The organism is Streptomyces sp. NBC_00385 (assembly GCF_035917155.1).
Taxonomy (GTDB): Bacteria; Actinomycetota; Actinomycetes; order Streptomycetales; family Streptomycetaceae; genus Streptomyces; species Streptomyces poriferorum.
This window is the reverse complement of sequence record NZ_CP107951.1, coordinates 726447-738266: the sequence shown is the minus strand read 5'-3', so window position 1 is coordinate 738266 and position 11820 is coordinate 726447. Positions and strand designations below refer to the sequence as shown.

General features: G+C 72.4%; 12 protein-coding genes. 5 read left to right on the top strand and 7 right to left on the bottom strand.

Going from position 1 to position 11820, the window contains the following annotated elements:
- Positions 1-17: 17 nt before the first annotated feature.
- Complete coding sequence (locus OG959_RS03220; RefSeq protein ID WP_326656444.1) at positions 18-323, top strand: 4a-hydroxytetrahydrobiopterin dehydratase; 306 nt, start codon at positions 18-20, stop codon at positions 321-323.
- Positions 324-336: 13 nt separating this feature from the next.
- On the opposite strand, the gene OG959_RS03215 is transcribed toward OG959_RS03220, so the two are convergent.
- Positions 337-1299 (bottom strand): LysR family transcriptional regulator, encoded by a 963-nt coding sequence (locus OG959_RS03215; RefSeq protein ID WP_326656443.1) that lies wholly within the window; start codon positions 1297-1299, stop codon positions 337-339.
- A gap of 206 nt (positions 1300-1505) precedes the next feature.
- The gene (locus tag OG959_RS03210; protein WP_326656442.1) at positions 1506-2111 is read right to left on the bottom strand and encodes a dihydrofolate reductase family protein; all 606 of its coding nucleotides are present in this window, start codon (positions 2109-2111) and stop codon (positions 1506-1508) included.
- A gap of 232 nt (positions 2112-2343) precedes the next feature.
- Here OG959_RS03210 and OG959_RS03205 point away from each other — a divergent pair, with 232 nt between their 5' ends.
- The gene (locus tag OG959_RS03205; RefSeq protein ID WP_326656441.1) at positions 2344-3084 is read left to right on the top strand and encodes a class I SAM-dependent methyltransferase; all 741 of its coding nucleotides are present in this window, start codon (positions 2344-2346) and stop codon (positions 3082-3084) included.
- A gap of 67 nt (positions 3085-3151) precedes the next feature.
- Here the strand turns inward: OG959_RS03205 and OG959_RS03200 are convergent, their stop codons facing one another.
- Entirely contained in the window at positions 3152-4018 is an 867-nt protein-coding gene (locus tag OG959_RS03200; protein ID WP_326656440.1) for an NmrA family transcriptional regulator, read from the bottom strand.
- A gap of 81 nt (positions 4019-4099) precedes the next feature.
- Between OG959_RS03200 and OG959_RS03195 the strand changes: the two genes are divergently transcribed.
- Together OG959_RS03195 and OG959_RS03190 are read left to right on the top strand one after the other, a co-directional pair.
- A complete protein-coding gene (locus tag OG959_RS03195; protein WP_326656439.1) occupies positions 4100-5044 on the top strand; it encodes an AraC family transcriptional regulator in 945 nt (314 codons plus the stop codon).
- A gap of 47 nt (positions 5045-5091) precedes the next feature.
- Positions 5092-6024 (top strand): class I SAM-dependent methyltransferase, encoded by a 933-nt coding sequence (locus OG959_RS03190; RefSeq protein WP_326656438.1) that lies wholly within the window; start codon positions 5092-5094, stop codon positions 6022-6024.
- A 10-nt stretch (positions 6025-6034) separates the two neighbouring features.
- On the opposite strand, the gene OG959_RS03185 is transcribed toward OG959_RS03190, so the two are convergent.
- The 4 genes from OG959_RS03185 to OG959_RS03170 all read right to left on the bottom strand — a co-directional run bounded on the left by OG959_RS03185 (position 6035) and on the right by OG959_RS03170 (position 10657).
- A complete protein-coding gene (locus OG959_RS03185) occupies positions 6035-6517 on the bottom strand; it encodes an RICIN domain-containing protein (RefSeq protein WP_326656437.1) in 483 nt (160 codons plus the stop codon).
- A gap of 98 nt (positions 6518-6615) precedes the next feature.
- Positions 6616-7452, bottom strand: coding sequence for an aldo/keto reductase (locus OG959_RS03180; protein WP_326656436.1), 837 nt, complete (start codon positions 7450-7452; stop codon positions 6616-6618).
- Between the two features lie 158 nt (positions 7453-7610).
- Positions 7611-9410, bottom strand: coding sequence for an AMP-dependent synthetase/ligase (locus OG959_RS03175; protein ID WP_326656435.1), 1800 nt, complete (start codon positions 9408-9410; stop codon positions 7611-7613).
- 344 nt (positions 9411-9754) lie between these two features.
- Positions 9755-10657: a LysR substrate-binding domain-containing protein gene (locus OG959_RS03170; RefSeq protein ID WP_326656434.1), complete on the bottom strand. Its 903-nt coding sequence runs from the start codon at positions 10655-10657 to the stop codon at positions 9755-9757.
- Positions 10658-10774: 117 nt separating this feature from the next.
- Here OG959_RS03170 and OG959_RS03165 point away from each other — a divergent pair, with 117 nt between their 5' ends.
- Entirely contained in the window at positions 10775-11800 is a 1026-nt protein-coding gene (locus OG959_RS03165) for a bile acid:sodium symporter family protein (protein WP_326656433.1), read from the top strand.
- Positions 11801-11820: the final 20 nt, after the last annotated feature.

Sequence of the window (11820 nt, the reverse complement as noted above, 5' to 3'; positions counted from 1 at the left end):
AGTGAGGGAGCCACCGCATGCCCGCCGCACCGCTGCCGAAGGACGAGATCGAGCGCCGGCTGCGCGACCTGCCCGGCTGGAGGCTGGAAGGGGACCGGATCACCCGCACCTACCGGCTCCCGTCGCATTTCGCCGCCGCCGCACTCACCGTGCATGTCGCCCGGATCCAGGACGAGCTGAACCACCACTCCGACCTGACGCTCGGTTACAACACCGTCGCCCTCTCCGTGAACTCCCACGACGCGGGCGGCAGGGTCACCGAGAAGGACCTGGCCCTGGCCGCCGCGGTCGAGGACGTCGCCCCCGGGCACGGGGCGGAGTAGACCCGTCCGGAGGTCAGGACGCGGCACCGAAGCGGGGGTGCGCGGCGAGCCAGCGCGTGTAGCTGTCGCTGCGCTCCACCGCCTGGGCGTACGCCGCCCGGGTGTGCCCGCTCACCGCTCCCGCCGCCGCCGACGCGGCAGGGGACCGGGGGTGCCAGCCCAGCAGATGGCGCCAGCTGAGCGGTGACCCGGTCACCGGGCGGGTCACCACGCCGGGCGTGGGCGGGAACGTCGCCCGGCACAGTCCGACCGCCCGGCCCACCTGCACCAGATGGACGACGGACGCGGTGTCCGTCTCGTACACCGACACCGGGCTGAAGCCGGCCCGTGCACAGGCGCCCACGAAGCAGTCCGCGAAACAGCCGTCGCCGGGCACATCCACCCAGCACTCGTCGGCCAGCGCGGAAAGCTCCAGTTCGGCCTCGCCGGCCAGCGGATGGTTCTCCGGCAGCATCACGAAGACCGGGTCGATCCCGATGACCTGCCACTCCAGCCGGTCGGGCACCGGCGGCGGACTCTCACCGCACGCCCCGATGAGGACGAAGTCCAGTCGGCCATCGACCAGTTGGGAAGCCAGTTCGGTCACCGACCAGGCGGTGTACGTGGACACCGGTGCCGTCGGGTGCGCCGCGGCCAGCCGGTCGACGAGCCCGCCGAGCAGCGGGCCGTGCGTGCCGCCCAGCCGGAAACGCTCCATGGCGCCCCACGCGTTGGCGAACCGCACCGCCTCCTCCTGGAGCTCGCTGACCGCGGGCAGCACCACCCGGGCCCGCTCCAGCACCAGTTCGCCCAGGAGCGTCGGCCGCGCACCCGTGTGGTCCCGGTCGAACAACGGGCCGCCCAGCGCCTTCTCGATCCGCCGCAGCTGCGCACTCAGCGCAGGCTGGGCGAGGCCGAGCGCGGCGGCCGCCTTGGTGAGGCTTCCGGTGTCGGCGATGGCACGTACCGTTCGCAGATGGCGCAACTCCAGCTCCATAACCGCAAGTTATGGCCCCGTTGGCCCGCTGGCAATCGGGATCGGGTGTTTCGGTGGTCAGGCTTTCCCTCGACGAACCTCCGGGCCCGTCGGCTCGGGCCGACGGGCGACCGGGACCGGCGACGGCTCGGGGCCAGGCGGGTCGGGTGCCCTGCCGCCCGCCGGCGTCGGCCTGGCGGCCGTCCGGACCGGCGAACGCGACGACGTCACGCAGGGACGGCGAGCGGCGGGTGCTCAAGCACGCGGGGCCGGTACTCGACCAGTTGGATGCCGCCGTCGAAGGTGCGGTGCCCGATCATGTCGAGGGCGACGTCCGGATAGCCGTCGTAGATGCGTTCTTCACCCGTGGCCCCGGTGATCACCGGGAACATCACGACCCGGAAGCGGTCGACGAGGCCGGCACGCAGCAGGGACCGGCTCAGGCTGAGGCTGCCGATCGTGCTGAGGAGCCCCGATCCACCCGACTTCATGGCGCGGACCGCCTCGACGGCGTCTTCGCGGACGAGCGTGGAGTTGGCCCACGTCAGGGGTTCTTCCAGCGAGGAGGAGAACACCACCTTGGACGCCTGCGTGAGCTCGTCGACGGATGTCTCCTCCTCGGGCCTGAACTCGTCCTGGCCACTCGGGACCTCGCCTGCGGCGAAGCCCGACATCAGGCGGTAGGTGTTCGCTCCCATCAGATAGGTGACCTCGGGCTGCTCACCGAGCCATGCGAGGTACTCCGGGCCCTCAAGGCCCCAGAACCCGGGCCACCCCTCTCCCGATGCGTGGCCGTCGAGGGAGGTGATGAAGTCGACGAGAAGCTCCGACATGGCGGTGTCCTTTCCTGAGGTCTCACGAGTTTGGACCGGCGGGGAGCCACAAACTCATCGGCCACGCTGCGGAGCGACAAGAAGACGGTCCGGCCACCGCCAAGCTCAGCCGGGCCTTGCCGTAGATCGCGCAGGGGCCAACTTCGGTGCTGAGCCCCAGCGGAACCAGCCCCAGCTCTTCACCGCAGCACGCTTCCGTACGACGCAGGCACCGTGTTCTAGAGTTGTTCGAATGCTGAACTACGACGACGAGGCGGCCGTCTACGACGCCACGCGCGGCGGCGTGCCCCGGGCGGAGGCGGCCGCGGGTGCGGTGCTCGGCCTGGTCCCGCCGGACGCCCGCACCCTGCTCGACATCGGCTGCGGTACGGGGATCGTCACCGAGCGCATCGCCGGTGGCCGCCCCGGTCTGCGGGTGTTCGGCTCCGATGCCGCTCACGGCATGGCCCGCGTCGCCCGGCAGCGGGTCGCCGGTGTGGTGCTCGCCGACGCGCGCCGGCTGCCGCTGGCCGACGCGGCGGTCGACGCGGTCACGGCCGTCTGGCTGCTGCACCTGCTGCGAGAGGAGGGCGCCGCGCGAGCGGTGGTGGCGCAGGCGGCCCGGGTGCTGAGGCCCGGTGGGGTGTTCGTCACCACGGTCGACAAGGACGCGGGGCACGACGTCGGGAGCGACATCGACGAGGCGTTCGCGCCGTACCTCGTGCCGGCTCCGTCCGACGGTACGGATCGGATCATCGAGTACGGCGCCGCGTACGGCCTCGACGTGGTGGGCAGTGCGGTGTTCCGGGGGCACGGGCAGGGACGGACCCCGCTGAGCGCCGCACGCGGGGTGCGGCGCGGCTACTACGCCTCGCGCCTCGCACTGCCCGGCGCGGCGGCGGAGGAGCTCGGCCGGGTCCTGGCCGCGCTGCCCGGACCCGACCTCCGGCGCGCGGACCCGCAGTACCGGCTGCTGGCGTTCCGCCGCCGGTAGGCACGGAGGGCGCCCCCGACCGCGCACCGGGTGGGGAGGGCCTTTCGTCCGATCCGAACGAGAGGCCCTACGCGTCCCAGGCACCGTTGCGCGCCGCCTCGGCGGCGAACGCGGCGAACGGCTTCGGGGCGCGGCCCAGAGCCTGTTCGACCCCATCGGTCACCGGCGCGTTGTGCCCGTCCAGCAGGAACGTGAACAGTCCGGCGAGGAACCCCGCTTCGGCCTCCGGGACCCCGTACCGCTGCAGCATCGCCGCGTACTGAGGGCCCGTCACCGCGACGTAGCGCACCTCCCGCCCCGTCGCGCCGGTGAGCTCGGCGGCGGCCTCGGCGAAGGTCAGCGCACGGGGACCGGTCAGCTCGTGGACCGTGCCCCCGCCGCCGTCCCCGCACAGCGCCGCGACCACCACGTCGGCCAGATCGTCGACGTCCACGAACGGCTCGGTACATCCGCCCGCCGGGAACACGACCTCACCGCCCAGCACCCCGTCGAGCAGCGCCCCCTCGCTGAAGTTCTGCGCGAAGAACGCCGAGCGCACCACCGTCAGTTCGGCATCACCCGCAGCCGCGCGCAACGCCTCCTCCGCCACCACGGCCTGCGGCTCGCCCCGCCCCGAGAGCAGCACCAGCCGCCGCACGCCGCACCGCCCCGCGATCTCCCCGAAGGCACTCATCGCCTCCGGTGCGCCGGGCGCCGCAAGGTCGGGGTAGTACGCGACGTACGCCGCGTCCGTGCCGCTCAGCGCGGCCTCCCACCCGGACGGGTCCGACCAGTCGAACGGCACCGCGCCGCTGCGCGATCCGGCTCGCACCGGCACCCCGCGCGCCGCCAGCCGTGCGGCGACCCGGCCGCCCGTCTTGCCCGTCCCGCTCGTCACCAGCACCGGTCGTGCGCCGGGGGATTCCTGCTTCTGGTTCTCCGTGTTCCGTGTCATGGCTCAAGACTCTCCGCCCCGCCCCGCGCGCTCCATCCCCGAGCCGCTCAGCTCCCTACGCGTGCGTCTACGCTGCCCTGCATGGACGCACTCGCCGGACTGCTGGACGGGCCGCGGGCCCGGGGCGCCTTCCTGCTGCGGATGGTGATGGAGCCGCCCTGGTCCGTACGGATCGAGGACCGGGCCCCGCTCTGTCTGATGTCCGTGACCGCAGGCGAGGCATGGATCGTTCCCGCCGCAGGCGGCGAACCCGTGCTGCTGCGCCCGGGAGACCGGGCCGTCGCGCGCGGGCCGGAGCCGTACACCGTCGCGGACCTGCCGGACACCGAACCCCGCGCACGGATCGGCCCGGGCGGGACCTGCACGACCCTGCACGGGGAGCCGCTGTCCCAGTCGATGGACCTGGGGGTCCGTACCTGGGGCAACGCGCCGGACGGTTCGACGACCGTGCTCGTCGGCACGTACCTGCTGGACGGCGAGATCAGCGGACGACTGCTCGACGCGCTGCCCCCGCTGCTCGTCCTGCCCTCCGGCGGCCGGCCGGGACCGTTGCCGGCGCTGCTCGACGACGAGATCGCGCGGGACGAGCCGGGCCAGAGCGTGGTGCTGGACCGCCTGCTGGACCTGCTGCTGATCGACGCCCTGCGCACCTGGTTCTCCCGGCCGGGCGCGGAGGCCCCGGCCTGGTACCGGGCCCTGGGGGACCCCGTCGTCGGCCGGGCGCTGAGGCTGCTCCAGAACGAACCCGCCCACCCCTGGACGGTAGCGGCGCTGGCCGGCCGGACCGGCGTGTCCCGGGCCGGGCTGGCCCGGCGCTTCACCGAGCTCGTGGGGGAGCCCCCGATGGCCTATCTGACCGGCTGGCGCCTCGCCGTCGCGGCGGATCTGCTCCGCGAGACGGACGCCACCGTCGAGGCGGTGGCCCACAAGGTCGGCTACAGCCAGGCGTTCGCCTTCAGCACCGCCTTCAAACGCGTCCGGGGGGTCAGCCCGCAGGACTACCGCAGAGGCAGCGGCTTGCCGTAACGGCAACAAATTTTGCCCCACGGTCATGCTGTGGTGACGCTGTTCCCATGAGCAACCACACCGGGCACGGCCACCACGACGCCGGCCACACGCACGACCACCAGCACGGCGGCACGCAGGGACACCACCACGGACCCAGCGACCCCGACTGGGACGTCATGGGGCCGCTGCTGGAACAGAACGCCGAACTCAGCAGCGAGCAGTACGCGCAGGCGGCCCGCTGGATCGCCGGCCTGCCCGACGCGCCGAAGGTGCGCAGGGTCCTGGACATCGGCAGCGGACCCGGCGTGATCTCCTGTCTGCTCGCCGAGGCGTTCCCCGACGCGGAGGTCGTCGCGGTTGACGGCACCCCGGCCCTGCTGGAGCGCACCCGCGCCCGCGCCGAGCGGCTCGGGCTCGGGGACCGGGTCGCCACCCTGCACGCCGAACTTCCCGGCGAGCTCACGGGGCTGGGACAGGCGGACCTGATCTGGGCGGGCAACACACTGCACCACATGGGCGACCAGCGCGCCGTGCTGGCCGGCTTCGCCGGGCTGCTGAACCCCGGCGGCACCGTCGCGCTCGTCGAGGGCGGGCTGCAGCCCCGTCAGCTCCCGCGCGACCTCGGCTTCGGCCGGCCCGGCCTGGAGGCCAGGATGGAGGCGGTGCAGGCCGAGCTCTTCGAGGAGATGCGCGCGGACCTGCCCGGCGCCCGCCGGGAGAACGAGGACTGGGCCGCCCTCTTCACCGCGGTGGGCCTCGCCCCGCAGGGCACCCGCAGCTTCCTGCTCGACCTTCCCGCGCCGCTCGGCGACGTGGCGCGCGAGCACGTCGTCGCCGAACTCACCCGCCGACGCGACGGGCTGCGCGAGCGGCTCGCCGCCGACGACCTCGCGGTGCTGGACCGGCTGCTCGACCCCGAGGACCCGGCCGGGCTGCACCGGCGCCCCGACACCTACCTGCTGCTGGCCCGCACGGTCCACCTGGGCCGCCGCGCCTGAGCGGGAGAGCTCACGGGGAGGCCGCGCCGGACACCGGCTCCAGCCGCCACCACTGGCCGGGGGAGTCGGTGTCCTCCCACTGCTGGACGGGCGCAGCCTTCGCCGTACTGCCGTCGGCGACCTCCAGGACCAGTCCGCTGACGAAGCTCACCAGCGTCACCGTGCCGGGTGCCTCCAGATGCCGTTCGACCAGCCACTCCTGGGCGCCGAAGTTGTTCGCCCGCCACTGCTGGACCACGGCCCCGTTCTCCGTGGAGGCTCCGCGCACGTCCAGCCGTTTGCCGCTGTGGGCGTTGACCACGTGGTGCAGGGCCGCGCCCTCGTGGACGGGGGTGAACTCCCATTGCTGGGAGGCCGAACCGTCGACGTCGTTCTGCTGCACCGGTGCGCCGCCGCCCTTCGCGGCGTCCCGCACCTCCAGCACGAGCCCGCTGCCCACGTTGCGCAGCCGGTAAAGGCCCGCCCCGACAACGGGCGCGGTGTCCCCGGTCATGTCCGGTGTTCCCTTCGTACGCCTCGTACGGCGAAAACCGCCGCCCGGCTCCGGGCCGGGCGGCGGTCACAGGTGGTTCAGCGGCGGTACGTCAGGCCTCAGGCGCCGGCGTTGAACTCGCCCGGGTTCGGGCCGAGCCGCTTGCCCTCGTCCAGCGCCGCGAACGCGGCCAGGTCGTCGGCGTCCAGCTCGAAGCCGAACACGTCGATGTTCTCCGCGATCCGTGACGGCGTCACGGACTTGGGGATCACCACGTTGCCCGTCTGGAGGTGCCAGCGCAGCACCGCCTGGGCGGGGGTGCGGCCGTGCTTCTGCGCGACCGCGACGACCGTCGGGACCTCCAGGAGGCCCTTGCCCGAACCGAGCGGGGACCACGCCTCGGTCGCGATGCCGTGCCGGGCGTGCAGCGCACGCGACTCGGCCTGCTGGAGCTGCGGGTGCAGCTCGATCTGGTTGAGGACCGGTACCACGGAGGTCTCGCCCAGCAGGCGCTCCAGGTGCTCGGGGAGGAAGTTCGACACACCGATGGCCTTCGCGCGGCCGGCGGCGTAGATCTTCTCGAACGCCCGGTACGTGTCGACGTAGGCGTCCTTGGCCGGCACCGGCCAGTGGATCAGGTACAGGTCGACGTAGTCGAGGCCCAGCTTGTCGAGGGAGGCGTCGAAGGCGCGCAGCGTCGCGTCGTAACCCTGCTCCGAGTTCCACAGCTTCGTGGTGACGAAGAGCTCCTCGCGGGCGACACCGGAGGCCGTGATGGCCTTTCCGGTGCCCACCTCGTTCTGGTAGATCGCGGCGGTGTCGATGCTGCGGTACCCGGACTCGATGGCCGTGGCGACCGCCGCCGTGGCCTCGTCGTCCGGCACCTGCCAGACTCCGAAACCGAGCTGCGGCATCTCGACGCCGTTGTTGAGGGTGAGGGAGGGGACCTGGCTCACGAGCGGTCGATCCTAACGTTGTGGGGTGGGACTCCCAGAGTGAACGATCAAGACGGCCAGCACATTCCCGTACGCGCGCCGTTCTCACCGGAAACGGTACTCCCGCGGGGTGCCGCCGGAGCGGCACGCGCACCGAGCCGCGCACCGGCCGGGCCCGGTCAGCGGTAGAGCGCGTCCACCTCGGAGGCGTACGCCGTCTCGATCGCCTTGCGCTTGAGCTTCAGCGACGGTGTCAGCAGGCCGTGCTCCTCGGTGAACTGGTGGGCCAGGATCCGGAACGTACGGATCGACTCGGCCTGGGAGACCGCCGTGTTCGCGGCCACCACCGCGCGCCGGACCTCCATCTCCAGGTCCGGGTCCCGCACCAGTTCTCCCGGGGTCAGCGCCTGCCGCCCCTGCATCGCGAGCCAGTGCTCCACGGACTCCTGGTCGATGGTGACCAGCGCCGCGATGTAGGGCCGGTCGTTGCCGACCACGATGCACTGCGCCACCAGCGGATGGGCCCGCACCCGCTCCTCCAGGCCCGCCGGCGAGACGCTCTTGCCGCCGGACGTCACGAGGATCTCCTTCTTGCGCCCGGTGATCGTCAGATAGCCGTCCTCGTCCAGCGCACCCAGGTCGCCGGTGGCCAGCCAGCCGTCGTTGAGGACCGCGGCGGTGGCCTTCGGCGCGCCCAGGTAGCCGCCGAACACATTGGCGCCGTACACCCACACCTCGCCGTCGTCGGCGATGTGCACGGTCGTGCCGGGGATCGGCTGTCCCACCGTGCCGTACCGGGTGCGCTCCGGAGGGTTGGCCGTGGCCGCGGCCGTCGTCTCGGTCAGGCCGTACCCCTCGTACACGGTGACGCCCGCGCCCGCGAAGAACAGCCCGAGCTGCCGGTCCATCCCCGAGCCGCCCGACATGGCGTGCCGGATCCGGCCCCCCATCGCCTCGCGCACCTTCCTGTACACGACCTTGTCGAAGAACTGGTGCTGCATCCGCAGCCCGGCGGACGGTCCGGGACCGGTGCCGAACGCCCGTGCCTCCATCGCCTCCGCGTACTTCACCGCGATGTCGACGGCCTTGTCGAAGGGACCGATCCGTCCCTCCGCCTCGGCCTTGCGCCGGGCACCGTTGAAGACCTTCTCGAAGATGTACGGCACCGCCAGGATGAACGTGGGACGGAACGACACCAGGTCCGGCATCAGCGCCTTCGCCGACAGCTCCGGCTGGTGCCCCAGCTTCACCCGGCCGCGGATCGCCGTGACCTCCACCATCCGGCCGAAGACGTGCGCCAGCGGAAGGAAGAGCAGCGTCGCCGCCTCGTCGCCCGGCCTGGAGTGGAAGACCGACTCCCAGCGGGACGCCATCGTCTCCGTCTCGAACATGAAGTTGGCGTGCGTGATCACGCAGCCCTTCGGGCGTCCCGTGGTGCCCGAGGTGTAGATGACGGTGGCCACCGACTCGGGGGTCACCGCGCGCCGGTGCCGGTGCACGACCTCGTCCTCGACATGGGCCCCGGCCTCGACGAGCTCGCTCACCGCTCCGGCGTCGAGCTGCCACAGCCGCCTCAGCTGCGGCAGCCGGTCGATCACCGACGCGATCGTCATCGAGTGGTCCTCGTGCTCGACCATGACCGCGGACACCTCGGCGTCGTGCAGCATCCACAGGACCTGCTCGGCCGACGACGTCGGATAGACCGGTACGGACTGAGCGCCCACCGCCCACAGGGCGAAGTCGAAGAGGGTCCACTCGTACCGTGTGCGCGACATCAGGGCGACCCGGTCGCCGAACCGCACGCCGTGGGCGATCAGCCCCTTGGCCAACGCCAGCACCTCGTCACGGAACGTCGCCGAGGTGACATCCCGCCAGCGTCCGTCCGCATCTTTCCGGCCGAGCGCGACCCGGTGCGGATCCTCCTCGGCGTAGTCGAACACGACATCGGCGAGCCCGCCTACGTGGGGCGCGGCCGCCATGGGTGGGACAGTGAACTCACGCAATGACCTGCTCCTTGTGGCGCTCCGCACAGCGCCGTGACGCTACCCCACCGGACGCCGCGCCGGGAGTGCCGGGAGAGGCCCGTACCAGGTTCGATATGCACGGGTCAGGTGGTGAAATCCGGCCAGATGGGCAAGGCCCGGGCACGCTTCTGACCATGGAGTAAGTGGCTCGCGCGGGAATCTCCACCGAATCTGTACGCGGCGATCACGCGGTTGTGTACGGGTATGGGCGATCCGTCCGCCACTGTCGGGCCGGCCGGGCCGGGCCGCTCCGGGAGGCGCCGCCGCGTCCCGTTCATTCTCCCCCTCCCGGCACCCCGTCATGCGCGGTCCTGCGGACCGATCGCCCCCACACCGCCGCGCGGACGGATCAGCCGGTCGCCGCCCGCCAGGATCGCCGCGGCCAGCGCGTCCGCCGCCTGCTGCGCACCGTCCCGCCGCCGACCGTGCAGCAGGACGAAGTCCACGTCGCCGAGGTCCGGCAGTCCCGCCCTGGCCGCCACCGGGACGAGCCCCGGCGGGACCAGGCCGCGGCTGTGCGCCATCACTCCGAGCCCCGCATGGGCGGCGGCGATCAGCCCGCTGAGGCTGCCGCTCGTGCAGGCGACCCGCCATGAGCGGCCCTGCTCCTCCAGGACCTCCAGTGCGCGGGCCCGGGTGATGCCGGGCGGCGGGAAGAGGATCAGCGGTACCGGCCCGTCCGGGTCGATCCGCAGCCGCGGGGCGCCGATCCAGACCAGCGCGTCCTGCCAGACCAGTTCCCCGTGGGTGTCCCCGGTCCGCCGTTTGGCCAGTACCAGGTCCAGACGGCCCGCGGCCAGCTGCTGGTGCAGCGTCCCGGACAGCTCGACGGTCAGCTCCAGCTCGACCTCCGGATGGTCGCGGCGGAACGACTGGAGGATCTCCGGCAGCCGGGTCAGCACGAAGTCCTCCGAGGCTCCGAAGCGCAGCCGCCCGCGCAGCCGGGTGCCGGTGAAGAAGGCCGACGCGCGTTCGTGGGCCTCCAGGATCGTCCGCGCGAAGCCGAGCATCGCCTCGCCGTCCACCGTGAGATCGACCCGGTGCGTGTCCCGGGTGAACAGCTGACGCCCGGCCGCGCCCTCCAGCCGCCGCACATGCTGGCTGACCGTGGACTGCCGCACCCCGAGCCGGCGCGCGGCCGCGGTGAAGCTGAGCGTCTGGGCGACGGCGAGGAAGGTGCGCAGCTGTGCCGGGTCGTACATGGCGCCAGGTTATCGCGAACCGTGATCACAGTCAGAGCGGTATACGGGATTCCCGATGTGGGTGATCAGGCGCAGGATGGTGGGCGCACGCTTCTGAACGAGAGACACGTGGAGCACATGAGCCGCCGAACCCCGCGATTGCCGTCCTGGCTGCCGGTCGACCCGTACATCATGGCGTTGATCGGTACCGTCGTACTGGCGGCTCTGCTGCCGGCCTCGGGCGCCGCGGCCGATGTGGCGGGCGGGGCCTCCACCGGGGCGGTCGCGTTCCTGTTCTTCCTCTACGGCGCCCGGCTCTCCACCGCCGAAGCCGTCGAAGGACTCAAGCACTGGCGGCTCCACCTCACCGTCCTGGCCTGCACGTTCGTCGCCTTCCCGCTGCTGGGCCTGGCGAGCCGGGGGCTCGTGCCGTACGTCCTGACGCCCCAGCTGCAGAGCGGCCTCCTCTTCCTCTGTCTCGTCCCCTCGACCATCCAGTCGTCGATCGCCTTCACCTCGATCGCCCGAGGCAACGTGCCCGCCGCCATCTGCGCGGGCTCCTTCTCCTCGATCGCCGGCATCTTCGTCACCCCGCTGCTCGCGGCGGCGCTCCTCGGCAACGACGGTGGCGGCTTCTCCGCGGACGCCCTGCTGAAGATCGGCGTCCAGCTGCTGCTGCCGTTCGTCGCGGGACAGCTGCTGCGCCGCTGGATCGGCGGCTTCCTGACCCGCCACAAGAAGGTCCTCGGCCTCGTCGACCGGGGCTCGATCCTGCTGGTCGTCTACACCGCGTTCAGCGAGGGCATGGTCGCGGGCATCTGGCACCAGGTCACTCCGGCCCGGCTCGGCGCGCTGCTCGCCGTCGAAGCGGTGCTGCTGGCCATCATGCTGGCGGTGAGCTGGTACGGGGCGAAGCGGCTCGGCTTCGGCCGCGAGGACCGCATCGCGATCCAGTTCGCCGGATCGAAGAAGAGCCTCGCCTCGGGGCTGCCGATGGCCAGCGTCCTGTTCGGCGCGCAGGCGAGTCTCGCCGTGCTGCCGTTGATGCTCTTCCACCAGATGCAGCTCATGGTGTGCGCCGTGATCGCGAAGCGCCGGGCCCGGGATCCCCTGGAGGACACCTCCGGCAGCGCGGCGTCGCGGGAGGCCGCCCCGGTGGGCTGAGGGGCCGGGAACGGTCACGG